This is a genomic window from Cyclobacterium jeungdonense, assembly GCF_010994275.1.
GTDB lineage: Bacteria > Bacteroidota > Bacteroidia > Cytophagales > Cyclobacteriaceae > Cyclobacterium > Cyclobacterium jeungdonense.
Genome location: NZ_WMCD01000003.1, coordinates 411,501 through 428,449, shown reverse-complemented (window position 1 = coordinate 428,449; position 16,949 = coordinate 411,501). Strand labels below are relative to the sequence as shown.

The window sequence follows — 16,949 nt, the reverse complement described above, 5'->3', positions numbered from 1 at the left end:
TACGAATTTAACGGTTTTTGGAGCAATTCTTCATAAAAAAACCTGATATATTCATCAGGTTTCAGATGGGGTGGATTATTCCCATTCAATGGTGGCAGGTGGTTTGGAACTGATATCGTAGACCACCCGGTTTACACCTTTGACTTTATTGATGATATCATTGGAAACCTTGCCCAGAAACTCATAGGGGAGGTGTACCCAATCAGCGGTCATGCCGTCAACCGAAGAGACTGCCCGGAGGGCAACCACCCGCTCATAGGTTCGCTCATCCCCCATCACTCCAACCGATTGGATGGGCAACAGGATGGCTCCCGCTTGCCAAACCTGATCGTAAAGACCGGCTTCTTTGAGTCCCTGAATAAAAATACAATCTACTTCCTGAAGGGTTTGTACCTTTTCAGGTGTAACATCTCCCAGGATGCGAATGCCGAGTCCAGGACCGGGAAAAGGATGCCTGCCAATGATGGCTTCAGGGATTTCCAGCGCTTTCCCTACTTCCCGAACCCCATCTTTAAATAGTGTATTTAGCGGCTCCACCACTTTCAGCTTCATAAAATCTGGTAATCCACCCACATTGTGATGGGATTTGATGGTGGCTGATGGGCCATTGACGGAAACAGACTCGATCACATCGGGATAAATGGTACCCTGTCCCAGCCACTTCACTTCCTGGATTTTATGGGCCTCTTCATCAAAGACTTCAATAAAAGTCCTTCCTATGGCTTTGCGCTTTCCTTCGGGATCGGAAATTCCCCGGAGAGCATCGTAAAATTTCTGCCTGGCATCTACACCGATGACATTTAAGCCCAAGTCCTGATAGGAATCCAGCACTTCTTCGTATTCGTTTTTTCGCAACAACCCGTTATCTACGAAAACGCAGGTAAGTTGGTCCCCAATGGCCCGGTGGATCAAAGTAGCCGCCACTGAAGAATCAACTCCTCCGGATAGTCCCATGACCACCCGGTCTTTGCCAATGGTTTTTTTCAAGGAATCCACGGTAATGTCTATAAAAACATCCGAGGTCCAATCCTGGCTGCAGCCGCAAATCTGGACCACAAAGTTTCTCAATACATTTTTTCCTTCCGTGGAATGGGTTACTTCGGGGTGAAACTGAATGCCGTAAGTAGCTTCTCCCCGAACCTTGTAGGCGGCAATCTTTACCGAAGGCGTGCTGGCAATAATGTCAAAATTGTCCGGTAATGTTTTAATCGTGTCGCCATGTGACATCCATACCTGTGATCCATGGGTCATCTCCTTAAAAAGGTCTGCATGGGTGTCCAGGTGAGAAAGATTAGCACGGCCGTATTCCCTGATTTCGGAAGGGGCCACATTTCCGCCGTATTTTTGGGCCATTAGCTGGGCACCATAACACACGCCCAAAACAGGTAATTTTCCTCTAAAAATGTCCAGATCCAAATCGGGAGATCCCTCATCCCTAACAGAGCAGGGACTACCGGAAAGGATCACACCTTTGATGTCGGAACTGAGCGGGGGAATTTTATTAAAAGGGTGAATTTCACAGTATACATCCAGCTCCCGGACACGTCTGGCTATAAGCTGGGTGTATTGGGAACCAAAGTCAAGAATTAAAATCTGTTCTGCCATGCGCAAAGGTAATCAGCCCCTGCCAATTCCCGAAACAAAAATGGGGATTTTCAGTGTTTGGCACCACGGTAGTTCATTTCACGTATCCTCCGAATCAGGAGATTCTCCTTGAAAAATGGTGTCCAATACACTGGCTTTAAGGCCCCTTCCCTGTAGGTAACGGGCAAAAACATCCTGGAAGCCATGCGTCAACAATATTTTTTCTGCACCGGTTTCCTCAATGGCCTGATTCAATCCCGGCCAGTCGGCATGATCTGATAACACAAACCCATTATCAACCGCTCTCCGCCTTCTGGCTCCCCGGATATTCATCCAGCCTGAACAAATAGCCGTCCGGTACGGTGAAAATTGCTTCATCCAGGGACTTCCGGCAGCGGAAGGAGGTGCCAAAATCAGGGCATTGGCGAAAGACGATTTGGGTATATTTTGGGTTACTTTTTCCACTTTTGGCAAATTTACCCCATCTGCTGCAAGCGCCTCATTGGTGTTCCAGATGGCGCCGTGTGCAAAAACAGGTCCCATACCTTGATCCAGATGCCGGAGGATTCGTTGCGCCTTACCCAAAGAATAAGCAAATACCACCGAGCACCGTTTTTCTTCCCCATTCTTTGCCCACCATTGGTTCAGATCCCGAAAAATCGTTTCCTGACTTTCCCAGCGATAAACTGGCAAACCAAAGGTACATTCCGATACGAAGGTATGGCAGGGGACAGGAGTAAAAGGAGTACTCATGCCGTCGGATTCTGTTTTGTAGTCCCCGCTGATCACGGTAATTTCTCCTTTATATTCCAGCCGAACCTGGGCGGATCCGGGTATATGCCCGGCTGGATGCAGTGAAATCCTCACACCGTTAAGGGTAATAACCTTTTCATAAGGAAGGGTATCCAGATGAATTTGTTTTCCAAGGCGGTATTTCAGGATTTCTTTTGATTGCTCGTGGGCAAGGTAGTGTTTCATTCCCCATCGGGCATGGTCCGCATGGGCATGCGTGATAATGGCCTTGGTTACCGGTTTCCAGGGGTCGATGTAGACACTTGCCTGGGGACAATAAATGCCCTTTTCATCAAGCCTTATCAAATTCGGCTTTAATACTGTTGGCAATTTCCTCCAATTCATCGGTAGAAAGCTTCAGCTTGGGGCGGCTGAAATTGATGTCATCCATGGTTTTTAATGGCACCAGGTGAATGTGAACATGGGAAACCTCCAGGCCGATCACGGCTACTCCGATGCGGGTACAGGGAATCACCTTCTCTTGCGCTTTGGCGACCTTTTTGGCAAACAGGTGAAGACTTGTGTACAAAGCATCATCCAGATCGTAGATATAATCCACCTCTTTTTTAGGAACCACCAACACATGGCCTTTTACCAGTGGCATGATGTCCAAAAACGCAATGTGCTGCTCGTCTTCAGCGACAATATGTCCTGGAATTTCTCTATTGATTATTTTGGTAAATATGGAAGGCATACTGCAGGAAATAAATAGTTGACAGAACAAAAAATCCCGATGCAAAGCAATCGGGATGAAAATTAATAACTGATATCCAGAATTTCGAATTCAAGGTTTCCGGCCGGAGCTTGAATCTGGGCAATCTCGCCGACTTTCTTGCCCGTCAGCCCTTTCCCGAAAGGAGAGGCCAGGGAAATTTTGTTGGCTTTCAAATCTGCTTCTTCTTCCGACACCAGAGTGTATGTTACGGTCATGCCGTTTTTTACATTTTTGATTTTAACTGTGCAAAGAATTCCCACTTTGGAAGTGTCCACTTTAGAGTTATCCAATACCCTTGCGTTGCCCAGTACATTTTCCAGTTTGGCAATTTTTAATTCCAGGTGACCCTGAGCATCTTTTGCAGCATCGTACTCTGCATTTTCACTTAAATCTCCCTTGTCTCTAGCTTCGGCAATCTGTTTGGCAATATCCGATCTGCCTTTGGTTTTCAGGTGTTGAAGCTCATCTTTGAGCTTCTTCAATCCTTCTTCAGTGTAATATTGTATGTTTCCCATATCAAATAATTAATAGCCTGATAATAAATAAAATAACGGTCTCAACTTTGAGACCGTTCCCATATGCTTCCTGTATTTTGTATCAACAAAGATAAAATAAGAATTCTTATTTTACAATTTAAGGGACCAATTATTGGGGGATCAGCCCTTCCACTCTCCTTCGATTTTGGCTACCAGCACCTGGTTGATCTTCCGGTAAGACTCATGACTCCAGCCCGCGACGTGAGGCGAAAATAGCACGTTGTTCCTTTGGGTGAGTGCTTCAAACGATAGCCGCTCTGCAGCTGTCAGTGTCTGAAGTTTTTCCTTTTCCAAAACATCCAGCGCTGCCCCCTTCAATTTACCGTTTTGTAGGGCTTCGTTCAAGGTATCCATTCGAATTACTTCCCCCCGTGCGGTATTAATCAGGTAAATGGACTTTCGAAAATCCGATAAAATTTCAGGACTGAAAAAATACCTGGTTTCTGACGTAAGAGGAACATGTATGCTCAGTACATCTGCCTTTTCCTGGATGGCCTGAAAACTGCTTTCTTTTACCCATTTATCCCCAAAACCGGTTTTGAATTTATCATAGGCCAGAATTTCCACATCAAATCCCCGAAGTCGTTGTGCAAAAGCGCTTCCCATATTTCCATACCCAAAGATGCCTACCGTTTTGCCTGCCAGCTCCTCTCCCCTGTTTCCTTCCCGGTCCCAGATACCTTTCCTTACCTGCCGGTCGGATTGCAAGTAATGGTTGAACAAGGTCAGCAGCATTCCCAGAGCATGTTCAGCTACTGCATCTCGGTTGCCTTCAGCTGCATGATATAGCGCGATCCCCTTTTCTTCCAGGTAATTCAGGTCTATATTATCCAAGCCTGCTCCGGCTCTGGCAACAAATTTTAACAAAGGGGCAGCTCGCAACAGTTCTTTGTTGATGGGTGTCTTTGATCGAATGACCAGCCCCTCATAATCTTCCAAAACAGTGAGGATCCCATCACGGTCTATATCAGGACGGTAATCCACTTTATGCCCTCTATCTTCCAGCAAAGGCACAATGCTTTCGTGCATTTGGTCGATAATCAGTATTTTCATCTGTTTATATTTTTTTTTCAGCGGTCAGATGGAATCTCGCATGCTTGATAATCATCCCTCTGTGTGTCGATCTCGTCATGCTCGATTTCATATGATTAAAATTGTTTTCTAGGGGTCATATGGAATCTCGCATGGCTTATAATCATCCCAGTGTGTGACGGGTACGTCTTGCTCGATTTCATGGTTTAATTAAAGGTTTAATAGTAAGGTGGCTACTCCAAAATATACGCCCAGACCCAGCAGGTCATTGGCAGTAGTAATAAATGGCCCCGAAGCCATGGCCGGGTTAATTCCTATCTTATCCAAGACGATAGGTGTAAGCGTGCCCATAAAGGAGGCCAATAAGACCACACTGAATAATGCAATGCTCACTACCAAGCCAAATTTAGTCTCCTGCCCATAAAGTAAAACCACCGTGAGAAATACAAACAGTGCCAGCACCAATCCATTAAGCACGGCTACCAAAAGTACCTTCAGAAAACGTTTGGTTAAGCTGTCTTCAAATACCGATTTATTTGCCAGACTCTGTACCACCAAGGTGGAAGATTGAATGCCAACGTTCCCCCCTGTAGCTGTGATTAAGGGAATAAAAAAGGCCAGGGCAGTGACGGCATTCAACCCTTCTTCAAAGAAACCAATAAAGCCTGCCCCCATCAATCCTCCCACCATGCCAATGAGCAGCCAGGGAAGCCGGGCACGCGAAAGCCGGTAGATGGAATCGGATTCTTCCACATCATCCGAAAAACCAGTCATGGCCTGAATGTCTTCTTCTGCCTGCTCCCGGATCAGGTCCAGAATATCATCTACCGTTATGCGTCCAACCAGTTTGTTTTTAACATTGACCACCGGAACTGCTTCCAGATCATATTTACGCATGATTTCTGCTACCTCTTCCCCCTCCATATAGGTAGGGACTGATATGATGTTATCCTCGTACAAATCGGCTACTTTGGTACCCGAAGATGCCAGGATCAGTTTTTTTAAGGCAATCCTTCCCAATAATTTTTCCTTGTTATCCACCACGTAAATCGAAAAAATCTTTTCCACATTTTCTGCCTGCCGGCGGATTTCTTCGATGGTCTGTACCACGGTCCAGTTGAGGTTGGCTTTGATGATCTCTTTGGCCATCAATCCACCGGCGCTGTCCTCATCATACCGGAGCAATTCGATGATGTAAAGGGACTTTTCCTTTTGTTCCAGATGGCTGATGACGGCTTCCCTGTCGTTTACCACCAATTGATTCAGCACATCCACCGCATCATCCGAATCCATGTGGTCAATCAACGTGGCCAGTTCTTCGGGAGGCATAGACGTAATCACCTTGTATTGGGAATCTTCGTCCAGCTCAATCAGGATGTCAGCCGAAAAATCGGGATCCAGCGCCCGCAATACAAAGAGTGCCTCCTCCATTTCCAACTCATCCAACAGGGCGGCTATATCGGCCTTTTTGGCATCCAGCATGGACTCCTGGATAAATTGAATGTTTGCTTCTGAGATACTCTCCCGAAGCGCTTCCAAGTATTCCTTGGAGAGTTCGAATGTCTTTATAGCTTCCAAGATGATTCCAATTTTTGCGTTAAATAAACAAACTCTTCCACCCCAAGCTGTTCTGCTCTTAAATCCAGCATTTCCATGGCTTTAAATTCATCGGAAAGACCCATTGGCTTCAGAGCGTTACGCAGGGTTTTCCTTCGCGTATGAAACGCCTGCTTTACTAACCTGAAAAATAGTTTTTCGTTGCAGGGGAGCTCCCGAACCGAATTTCTTTTCAATTGAATAACGCCACTCTGCACTTTAGGTGGTGGATCAAATACTTCCGGTGGAACGGTGAACAGGTATGCTGTATCGTAAAAGGCCTGGAGCAACACACTCAGTATGCCGTAAGTCTTATTTCCTTTTTTGGCGGTAATTCGCTCCGCCACTTCCTTTTGCAGCATACCCACCACTTCCGTCACTTGATGCTTTTCTTCCAATACTTTGAAAAAAATCTGGCTGGAAATATTGTAGGGGAAATTGCCAATTATCGCATAAGGTTCATTATAAAGAGATCTGTATTGATTATCTAGAAAGTCTCCCTCCACTATCTTGAGTGGATGTTTCGCATATTTCCCCTGAAGGAAAATTACGGACTCCTTATCGATCTCAATCAAGGTAAGCTCCCAGGGTTTTTCTACTAAAAAATCAGTCAAAACACCCATCCCCGGCCCTATTTCCAACACTTTCCGGATGCCCCCAAATCCTTCAAGCGAAGTTGCGATTCGTTCCGCCACTTGCAGGTCACGCAAAAAGTGTTGCCCCAGATGCTTTTTGGCTCTTACTTTACTCATAATGAAGGTAGTTTGCAGGGATTTAAGTCAGCAAAAGTAAGACATTAATCTGTAACGACCATAGGTACGACTAATCTCCGACGCTTAATTTCAGCAGGTCATAGCCTTCCTGTTCGAGCCAGGCACAGTCTTTATTTTCTTACTTTTTTTGAAGGGATTCTTTCAGGGTACTTTTAATGATTTCCTCGTCCTTGGTGTAGGCAATATCGTGAAAATAGCTCCTCAACCGAATATCACTGGGAACTAATTGGTACTGCTGCTTCACCCAGTCTATGGCATGATGACTGAGTAACTCCAAAGTCACGGGAACAATTCCATCGTTCACCATATCCAAATGTTCTGCAACTCCTTTGGACAGGTCAATTATCCGTTTGGAAGATTTGGGCAAGCGGTCATTGATACGCACAACAGCCTGACTTCCGTTTTTTTTATTGGTCACCTTTAGCAGGGTACCAAAGGGCAGGTGCTTGTGAGCCGCGGTGAATTGCCACATGTCGTAAATCTCCCCATTGGCAGTCCTTCGGTTATGAAACCGGGTACCATAATAACTGGCAATGCCCTCCTGGATGACCAGCAGGGAATCCGGTGCTGTAAACGGAGACTGAGCCTTTAAAGAAAAAATCAGGCAAAAATGGGCCAACAACACTATCAACACAACCTTTTTCATAAATCTCATCGCTATCAATCCTGATACTTCAGGGAGAAAAAATTTTTCCAACGTAACAAATAAATACATTTTTCTTAAAAACCCGATACTACCTCAGGTAATTTTTACGAATTAGCCTTTGCCTCGCTCCGATATTGAAGTAAATTTAGCATAAAATTAAACTTTTAGCATTTGAATTACCGCCCATGAAACTCTTACATACGGCAGATTGGCATTTAGGAAAAAGACTCCAGGACGTTTCTCGCCTGGAAGAGCAAAAAGAAGTACTGGAAGAAATTGTTGCCATTGCCGAAAGCCATGAGGTAGATATGGTCTTGCTTGCAGGAGATGTTTTCGATACGTTCAATCCCAGTCACGAAGCAGTGGAACTGCTTTACAAAACCCTTCGTAAACTATCCAAAAACGGGCAAAGGCCCATCGTCGTCATATCAGGAAATCACGACAGCACTCAATTTATTGAAGCACCCGACCCCCTGGCCAGGGAAATGGGAATTTTCTTTTACAGTAGGTACGACACAGTAATACCAACAGGAAAATCAGAAAATGGCACAGAAGTCCTCTCTTCCGACCCGGGATTCGTATCCCTGAAACTGCCCCAGTACGATTTTCCCATTCGTATCATCCTAGCTCCCTATGCCAATGAGCTGTTATTGCGAACGTACCTGGGAGAAGAAAACCGGGAATCAGAACTGAGAACAGTTTTGGGAGCCCGCTGGCGGGAACTTGCGCGTCACCATTGCGACGATAGCGGAGTAAATCTCTTTTTAGGTCATTTCTTTTTTGTGAAAGAAGGAGAAACCCCGGAACCTGAGCCAGAGAGTGAGCGACCTATTCTACACGTTGGAGGCACACAGGCACTCCATACGTCTCAAATCCCCAATCAGATACAGTACGCGGCGCTAGGTCATTTACACCGTTACCATGCCTGTAGTACGTTGCCAGTCCCGGCAGTGTATGCCAGTTCACCGCTGGCCTACTCCTTTAGCGAAGCCGGACAGCAAAAGCAGGTGGTTCTCATTGAGGTCAATCCAGGGAAACCGGCGCGCTACGAGGCCATCCCCCTCTATCAAGGCAGGCGTTTGGAAAGAAAAACTTTTGACAAGCTAACGACTGCACTGGAATGGCTGGAAGCAAATCCTCACTGCTTTGTAGAACTGACCTATGAAACTGACCATTCCATTGATGCGGAGACCAGAAGATCCCTGATGAAGGCCCACGACGGCATCATTAACCTTATTCCCCAAATCAAAAACAGAGAGACCGAATCTGATCATCAGTTGCAGGTACGAGATCTGGAAAAAGATATGCCAAGCCTTTTCAACATGTACTACCAAAGTGAAAAAGGACAGCCTCCCAATAAGGAATTGGTAGCTGTATTCAAAGAAGTCATCGCGCAAGTTGATCCCTCATGATTCCCGTAAAACTCACCTTAAAAGGACTCTATTCCTACAAAGAAACCCAAACCATTGATTTTACTTCCCTTACTGCTGCCGGGCTGTTTGGCATCTTCGGAGTCGTGGGAAGTGGTAAATCATCCTTATTGGAAGCCATCTTACTAGCCCTGTACGGCAGCACCGAAAGGCTTTCCGATAGAGGTGAAAAAAACAGCATGGTCAATCTTCAAAGTGATTCCCTGCAAATCAGTTTTGAATTTAAGGCCGGCATAAACAACGCGAACCATTACCTGGCAAGCTATCGGGTAAAACGAAACCCTAAAAATTTCGATGAAATCCGGCCTGCAGAACATCATTTTTACCTGAAAGAAAAGGAGGAATTGATTCCCCTGGAAGATAGGGCTGAGACCATCATCGGGATGAAAATGGATCATTTCAAACAAACGGTGATCATTCCTCAGGGGAAGTTTCGGGAGTTTATCGACCTGACACCCGGGCCGCGGGCAGCCATGATGAAGGAATTATTTGGACTGGAGCGATTTGACCTTTCCGGAAATACCGGAACTCTTTACAAAAAGGCCAGGGAGGAGAAGATCAAACTTGAAACCAAGCTGGAGCCATTGGAAAACCTGAATCCGGACCTGCTTGAAGAACAACAATCCGAATGGGAAAAAACCAGGCGGCTGGTACAGGAAAAAGAGCAGTCCTTCGAAAAATCGGGTAAAAAATTACAGCAAATGGAAAGTTTCAGGGAAAAACATCAGGAACTCCTTAAATCCAGGGAAACCTGGGAGGCCCTGGAAAACCAACTCCCGGAAATTGAAAAAAAGAAAAAAGAACTGAAAGAGTACCTCCAGGCCAGAACCTACCTATTGCCGTTATGGGAAAAAATAAAGGAAGAAAACCTGACCCTGGAGGAGGCTACTGTAGGAATGATAGACTGCAAGCGTTTTGAACAAGCGTATAAAGAGCAAATCAATACACTGGAAGCACAAGAGAGCGACCTGAAGAAAAAAGCGGACCAAAGGCCTCAACGAGAAGCCAAAATCAGGGACTTGCAAAAAGTACTGGAGATTCAAACCCTCACCCAGGAACTTCATACTTCTCAGGGCAAACTGGAATCCCTGCAGCCCCAGTTGGCGGACTTGCTACGAAAGCAGGAATCCATGGAAAAGCAATTGGATAAACTGGACAAGGAAACCGAAAGTTTTGATCCTTCCAGCGACCATCAAGAGCTGGCAGAACTTCAGCAGCAGGCAAAGGAATGGAAGACCCTTTTGGCTCAAAAAGAAGTTTTGAAAAGGCAAGAGGAGAATTTAAAAAAAGAAACTCGGCATTTTACCAACCGGGTGGAGGAACTCCTGGCTTCCCTGCCAGCGGATTTCACTGACTTCGACCAGTGGATGGTAGCACAGAAGGAGGTCATTAAAAAATGGGAACTAGAAAGGGAAAAATTGATTGAAAAAAAAGCGCTTCAAAACCATGCACACGCCTTAAGAGACGGGGAACCTTGTCCCTTATGTGGCTCTCTGGAGCATCCCGAACCCCTGGATGCCCATCTTTCCGATGACTCGCTGGAAAAAATTCAGGCTTCATGGCTAAATAGCCGGGAAAAACTAGACCAAACACAAGAGATAACCAGGGAGTTACTTCTGCAACGAAACAACAAAGAGCACCATTCCGAACAACTCCGGAATAAAAGCGAAGAACTGAACCTTCAGCAGCAGCAACTGGATCACCTTCAAAAAAGGCTCGCAGCAAGGGGCATTATCGATCCGGAATCTCTGGACTCCAAGCGAAAAAAACTGGAAGAAAAGGTTCAGCAGCAAGCCGCTCTGGATAAAACCATTCGGGAAGGTAGAAAAAATCTGGAACAGATCCGGAAACAAAGGGAGCAGAGCCAGAATGAATCAAGAAAGGCAGAAGAGGGGCTTTTGAGCCTTAAAAGTACGATTCAAGCAAAAGAAGAGGAGATCTCAGACCTGGAATTTGCGCATTCCTACCTAAAAACGTCGGCTGAAATCATTCGCCAAACGATAGAAAGTGTACAAAAGGACATCAAGGAAACGGCCGATTTTCTGGATAGCAAGCAGAAAGTATTGAAAGAGACCAGAGAAAAGTCCGCCACCAACCTCGCTAACTTAAGCAATTTTGAGAAAAAGAGGGAGAGTAGTACCCAAAAGCTGGCAGCGCTGAATACCGATTACGAAAAATTACTTTTGGAATATGGGTTTTCAGACAAACAGGCTTTAGAAGCACTTTTTACGAGTAAAATGGATGCTGACAAGACCGACCATCAAATTCGGGAACATGAAAAAAAATGCTCAGTAGTAAAGTCCAGAATTTCAGAACTGGAAAACATAGCCGGAGTATCTGACTTTCAGCAGCGAATATATGAGGCCCTTACAGCTACCCATTTGCAGGAAAAAGAGGAACTGGATGCCATGAAAAACAAGCTCACGCTCCTCAATCAATCCCTGCAGGAACTCCGGGAAAAACTTGTTTTAAAAGCGGAATTAACCCAAACGTTTCGTAAACTGGAAACCCGCCTTTCCTATCTGAAAGAGCTTGATCAGTTATTTAAAGGAAGTGGCTTTGTCAAATACGTAAGCAGGATCTACCTGAAAGAACTCTGCAATACAGCCAACCTGCGATTTTCCAGACTGACTAAAAACAGCCTTAGCCTGGAGATCGATGATAACAATACCTTTTGGGTAACGGATTACCTGAATGGAGGAAAAAAGCGTTTGCTGAAAACCCTTTCCGGCGGCCAAACCTTTCAGGCTTCCTTATGCCTGGCGCTGGCACTTGCCGAAAAAGTCAAATCCCTTAATCAGGCAGATCAAAGCTTCTTCTTTTTGGATGAAGGCTTCGGGGCCTTGGATCGAAACTCTCTTCGGGTGGTTTTTGAAACATTGAAGGCCCTGCGCCATGAAAACCGGATCGTGGGTATTATCAGCCATGTGGAGGAACTCCAACAGGAAGTTGCGGTATATGCAAAAGTAGAACTGGATCAGGAAAAAGGAAGTCAGGTTAGTTACAGTTTTAGCTAAAAAACCGGGCAACCCAAATTACCGAACCAACGCAGGTCGGAAAAAGGAAAGCCCGGTTTTGATTTAAATTCGAATGATAATTTAGAAATCAACCGGAAACCGCGTCTTTCTCCTCCTGTTTAAGTCTTAAAATAAAATCGCTCAACACGTTCATGTAGTTTATAAATGCCTCATAGGGGCTCTCGTAGGGGCTGAAATAAGCATGAATATCCCCATCAGAAAAAAACTTGGTACACATATAATAGAAGTGATCGCTGGTTTGCAGGTAGCGCCAATCCCGATGGATGGCCGGATCGTTGGACCTTTTCACTTTGGCTTCCAGTTCAAATAACCTGTCAAATGCCTCGTCCTGTAGATCGTTACCCAGCCAGGCAGTCAGATCCCGCTCTTCATCCGCCCAGGAAATGGGAATGGGGACGTGAATTTTTCCAACCGGTGAAGCATTGGCAATTACCTCAGAAGGAGTCGAAAATGTAAAATTGGTTTTATTGAAAACCGCCTCGGGAAGGTGCCGCATAAATTCAAATATCCCCGTTTCCTTCCATTGGTGTTCGCCAAAGGTTTCGTAATCCATAAACAAGTTGATCACCTCATCTTCTGCAGGTACCTGGTTTAGCCAGCCCATAAATTTGTCTGTTGTGAGGGGGTAATCTGACCATTTTGTTTCCCCAAACCGAAAGGCAATGTCATCACTCAGACGGAAGTTTTTAAGCAATACCTTTAATTTCGGTTCGTTGGCATTCACGTATACAAAATTAGGGCTTTTCCAACCCAGGATATGTTTGGCTCCTTCTGAAAGGATACCGTCAAAACCCATTTTTCCCACCATTTCACCAATACTATCTGAGTAAATCAACTCCGTATTTCGAAATACCCTTGGCGTGTAGCCGTTGAAATACTGCTTTATTTTTTCCTGGTGAAGGTGCACCAGGTTTTTGAACTCTGATTCGCTTTTCAGGGCACAAAGGGAGTGAGAATACGTTTCGTTTAGCAATTCCACATGGCCCGTGGCCACCAGTTCCTGAAAGCTATGCAAAACTTCCGGTGCGTAGGCTTCCATTTGGTCCAGAATGGTCCCGGATATAGAAAAACAAACTTTAAACTTTCCTTGGTATTTTCGAATGAGCTCAAGCAACAGTTGGTTCATCGGCAGGTAGCATTTTTTTGCCACCTTTTTCATGATATTTCTATTGGAATAATCATCCCAATAATCATGATCGTCCCCAATCTCAAAAAATCGGTAGGGTTTCAATCTATAAGGTTGGTGTACTTGAAAGTAAAAACAAATGGTTCTCATATCCTATTGATTTACGGTTTGCTTGTATATATCGATGACTTTTTTAGCCACATGCTCCCACTTGAGCTTTTTCAGCTCTTCCCTGCCCATCTCTTTAAACATTTTGGAAATTCCATTGTAATGAAGCAAGGCAAAAATGGCATCTGCCATGGCATCTATGTCCCAAAAGTCGACTTTAACGGCATTTTGAAGTACTTCCGCTACTCCGGACTGTTTGGAAATGATCACCGGGGTATTGTGCCTGACCGCTTCTAATGGAGAAATACCGAACGGTTCGGAGACCGACGGCATCACATACACATCGCTGAGAGCAAACATTTTATCCACATCGTCTCCTTTGAGAAATCCAGTGAAATGAAACTTGGTGCCGATCCGTAATTCCGCCACCCGCAATATCATTCGATTCAGTAAATCACCGGACCCAGCCATCACGAATCGCACATTATCATCCTTTTTTATCACCTTATTAGCCGCTTCTACGAAGTATTCAGGTCCTTTTTGAAAGGTGATTCTTCCCAGGAACGTAACGATTTTCTCCGGGACTTTTTTCTCTTCTTTGGACTTGATAATACTGGTATCCAAAACGGCATTGTGAACCACAGTGACTTTCTCTTCGGGTATTCCGTATTTGGCTACGATGGTATTTTTGGTGAGATGGCTCACTGCAATGACCTTATCCGCGGCTTCCATACCGGCTCGTTCGATATCGTATACCCGCTGGTTTACCGTCTGCCCGGAACGATCAAATTCGGTAGCGTGTACATGTGCAATCAGCGGCTTTCCACTCATTTGTTTCGCTGCAATGCCTGCGGGAAAGGACAACCAGTCATGGGCATGAATCAGGTCAAACTTTTTATTCTTTGCTATTTGAGCAGCCACCAAAGCATAACGTGAAACTTCCAGAATCAGATCTTTACCGTATTTTCCGCTAAAGGAAAACTTGTTGGCGAGTACACTGGATTCCAATTCGTCCTGATCTTTTAGCAGCCGTTCCGTATGATTGTGATATTCTTCGGGGCTGAGGTAGGGGACCAAAAATGAACTTACTTCCAGGTAGGTGAGGTTTTTCCAGATATCCCTGAATCGGCGTTCCCTGTAATCGATTTCCACATCACTGGCATTGACAAATTCAGCTAATGGATCCTCATCCCCCCATAGTTTGGGGACAACGAAAATCAGGTCTTGTTTGTGGTGGGCCATCCCCTTTACCAACCCGTAGCAGGCGGTACCCAAACCCCCGGAAATATGAGGAGGAAATTCCCATCCAAACATTAAAACTTTCATAAAAATCTTTTTAAAGATTATCGATTAAATATTTCATCCGCAGCAATTCCCCTACGCTCCATGCCTGTGATATCGCTCCTTTTGGTCTATGGGGAGGATCTCCATCGTAAATTTCAGCTATGGTGCCTACTCCGTACTGAGTCATCACCCCATCGAAGCTGCTGATCATGTTTTCGACCAACTTTTTCCCTTGTTTACCATGCAATTTCAAATAACCTTCCGCGAAATGCCCCAGCAACCAGGGCCATGCGGTACCCTGATGGTAGGCGTTGTCCCGCTCGTACTGATCTCCCTTGTAATACCCTTTATAGAGTGGATCGCTTGGTGCCAAGGTCCTCAGACCTCTATTCGTAAATAAATTATTCTTAACTACTTCCAGCACATGATCCTTCTGTTCGTTGCTTAGGGGGCTGTACGGCAATGAAGTAGCGAATACCATATTGGGCCGGATAGACCAGTCCTTTTTCTCTCCATTTACCACATCGGCCAGGTATCCCTTCTTTTCGCTCCAAAAATTTTCTACAAACGATTCTCCTACCTTTTCAGCCAGGTTTTTGGCACCTTCCTCACCGGAAAGCTCATGGTAAAACAATAAGGCATTATACCACAGGGAATTTATCTCTACCGGACAGCCGATTCTCGGGGTCACGGGACCGTCTTTGGTAACGGCATCCATCCATGTAAGCGCTATCCCTTCTTCTCCTCCACACAATAATCCGTTATCCAAAACATGGATATTAAAAGCAGTGCCCTTAGTAAATCCATCAATGATTCCTTTACACTTTTCCAGGTACCTGGAAGCAATCGTCTCCTTGTCACCGGTGAAGATAACGTATTGCTGCAAGGCCCAGAAATACCAAAGTGGGGCATCAATGCTATTCATATTGGTCATCACACCGCTTCCAACATTTGGAAAAAGGGCTCCCTTTAAATCTTTTGACATGGAATCCATCACATCCAGAAAGGTCTGTTTGTCGTCCATGGTAAGTGTCAGGCCCGGCAGGGCAATAAAGGTGTCCCTTCCCCACCAGCCAAACCAGGGATATCCTGCAATAACCCTCACTTCTCCATTCCTACGGCTGATAAATTGCCCGGCTGAATTTTTCAGACAGTTAACGAAATTGTCCCTTGGGATCCTTCTGCTAATTTCCTTTTGGAAGGATTCCTGTAAAGATTCAGGATCTGCCTCTTTCAAGCCAGCTGCCAATATGACCGATTCTCCTTTTTCAATATCAAATTCAAAATATCCCGGCACATACAGGTCTTCCTGATAATCGTAACCACGCTCAATCTCCCGGATGTACTCAATATTGTAATACCAGTCGGGTACCGGTACGAAAACATTCTCCTTAGAGATTTGGAGAGACAGGGGGTCATAAGCTTCGTAAAGCCGGAACTGTACGCCCTTTTTTATCTTCTTAATTTTTTTATTAACGTAGGTATTGGCTTTGGAAAGTCCGTGGTAACCTCTGAAAGCCAAAAAGGGACTGACCCGCAATTTGGTCGGTATCGATGCATCCACCAGGGTGTATTTTATCATGACCCTATCTGCGGTAGAGTCCAGGATGATTTCCTTTTCCAAAACCACGCCGCCTACCCGATACCTGAGCTTGGGAATGGGCTCCGAATCAAAATCCTCGAGGTATTTATGTCCGCGTGGGTAATAATTTCCGGGATATTTATTGATGCCCAGATTGAATAACGCATCTTTCTGAGCAATAGTCTCGTGCACATTAGAAAGCAATACATGCAATTGCCCGTCAATCTGAGGCTGGGGCGCCACCAAAAGGCCGTGATATTTTCTTGTATTGCAGCCGATAATCGTAGTACTCGTATAGCAACCAGAGCGATTGGAACGGATTATTTCCTTTTCCAAAGAGTAATTCAGGTTGATGAGTTGCGTCTTATCGAAATGTATGTAGCTCATTTAATCAAATGTTTGTGGTTTTTATAAAAATACTTGAATCATTTGTAAAGAAAAATAAATGATCCAAAAACTAATGCAAATAAAGTTTAAAAAAAAACCAAATAAAATTTCCCAACAATCTAAGCATAAAAAAAGGGAACGAATCGCTCCCTTTTGGTTAACTATATTACTTTGTGGATCAGGCACTTTCTTTTTGAATTTCCTCGAAATTCCTGATCGACTCCTCGAATTTCATCATATACAAATGAACCTGATTCAAATTGACATACCTGATCTGAGGAAATTTTTTTGAAGATTGAAATAATTTAAACATGACTTCT

At 44.8% G+C, this 16,949-nt stretch carries 13 protein-coding genes; 2 read left to right on the top strand and 11 right to left on the bottom strand.

Features of this window, described 5'->3' with window-relative positions; translation table 11 throughout:
- Nucleotides 1-75 precede the first annotated feature (75 nt).
- From guaA to GKS34_RS09310, 8 genes are all read right to left on the bottom strand, one after another.
- Nucleotides 76-1,605, bottom strand: a complete 1,530-nt coding sequence (guaA, locus tag GKS34_RS09345) for a glutamine-hydrolyzing GMP synthase (RefSeq protein WP_163384534.1) — start codon at nucleotides 1,603-1,605, stop codon at nucleotides 76-78.
- 78 nt (nucleotides 1,606-1,683) lie between these two features.
- A complete protein-coding gene (locus tag GKS34_RS09340; RefSeq protein ID WP_240459252.1) occupies nucleotides 1,684-2,706 on the bottom strand; it encodes a ligase-associated DNA damage response exonuclease in 1,023 nt (340 codons plus the stop codon).
- Entirely contained in the window at nucleotides 2,669-3,070 is a 402-nt protein-coding gene (locus GKS34_RS09335) for an HIT family protein (protein ID WP_163384532.1), read from the bottom strand. The genes GKS34_RS09340 and GKS34_RS09335 overlap by 38 nt, the downstream gene beginning before the upstream one ends.
- A gap of 62 nt (nucleotides 3,071-3,132) precedes the next feature.
- Nucleotides 3,133-3,606 (bottom strand): transcription elongation factor GreA, encoded by a 474-nt coding sequence (greA, locus tag GKS34_RS09330; protein ID WP_163384531.1) that lies wholly within the window; start codon nucleotides 3,604-3,606, stop codon nucleotides 3,133-3,135.
- A gap of 141 nt (nucleotides 3,607-3,747) precedes the next feature.
- Nucleotides 3,748-4,680 (bottom strand): NAD(P)-dependent oxidoreductase, encoded by a 933-nt coding sequence (locus tag GKS34_RS09325; RefSeq protein WP_163384530.1) that lies wholly within the window; start codon nucleotides 4,678-4,680, stop codon nucleotides 3,748-3,750.
- A 189-nt stretch (nucleotides 4,681-4,869) separates the two neighbouring features.
- A complete protein-coding gene (gene mgtE, locus GKS34_RS09320) occupies nucleotides 4,870-6,237 on the bottom strand; it encodes a magnesium transporter (protein ID WP_163384529.1) in 1,368 nt (455 codons plus the stop codon).
- Nucleotides 6,225-7,007: a 16S rRNA (adenine(1518)-N(6)/adenine(1519)-N(6))-dimethyltransferase RsmA gene (gene rsmA, locus GKS34_RS09315; protein WP_163384528.1), complete on the bottom strand. Its 783-nt coding sequence runs from the start codon at nucleotides 7,005-7,007 to the stop codon at nucleotides 6,225-6,227. Before rsmA ends, mgtE begins: the two co-directional genes overlap by 13 nt.
- A gap of 139 nt (nucleotides 7,008-7,146) precedes the next feature.
- Nucleotides 7,147-7,674 (bottom strand): septal ring lytic transglycosylase RlpA family protein, encoded by a 528-nt coding sequence (locus tag GKS34_RS09310; RefSeq protein WP_163384527.1) that lies wholly within the window; start codon nucleotides 7,672-7,674, stop codon nucleotides 7,147-7,149.
- Nucleotides 7,675-7,859: 185 nt separating this feature from the next.
- Between GKS34_RS09310 and GKS34_RS09305 the strand changes: the two genes are divergently transcribed.
- A complete protein-coding gene (locus GKS34_RS09305) occupies nucleotides 7,860-9,086 on the top strand; it encodes a metallophosphoesterase family protein (RefSeq protein WP_163384526.1) in 1,227 nt (408 codons plus the stop codon).
- Nucleotides 9,083-12,121 (top strand): AAA family ATPase, encoded by a 3,039-nt coding sequence (locus tag GKS34_RS09300; protein ID WP_163384525.1) that lies wholly within the window; start codon nucleotides 9,083-9,085, stop codon nucleotides 12,119-12,121. Before GKS34_RS09305 ends, GKS34_RS09300 begins: the two co-directional genes overlap by 4 nt.
- 88 nt (nucleotides 12,122-12,209) lie before the next feature.
- Here GKS34_RS09300 and GKS34_RS09295 read toward each other — a convergent pair whose 3' ends face one another.
- Genes GKS34_RS09295 through GKS34_RS09285 form a run of 3 tightly spaced genes read right to left on the bottom strand, consistent with a single transcriptional unit; the run spans nucleotide 12,210 to nucleotide 16,629 of the window.
- Nucleotides 12,210-13,418 carry a glycoside hydrolase family 57 protein gene (locus GKS34_RS09295; protein WP_163384524.1) on the bottom strand — a complete coding sequence of 403 codons (1,209 nt, stop codon included), beginning with the start codon at nucleotides 13,416-13,418 and terminating at the stop codon, nucleotides 12,210-12,212.
- 3 nt (nucleotides 13,419-13,421) lie between these two features.
- Entirely contained in the window at nucleotides 13,422-14,702 is a 1,281-nt protein-coding gene (locus tag GKS34_RS09290) for a glycosyltransferase family 4 protein (RefSeq protein ID WP_163384523.1), read from the bottom strand.
- A gap of 10 nt (nucleotides 14,703-14,712) precedes the next feature.
- Nucleotides 14,713-16,629, bottom strand: a complete 1,917-nt coding sequence (locus GKS34_RS09285) for an amylo-alpha-1,6-glucosidase (protein ID WP_163384522.1) — start codon at nucleotides 16,627-16,629, stop codon at nucleotides 14,713-14,715.
- Nucleotides 16,630-16,949 lie beyond the last annotated feature (320 nt).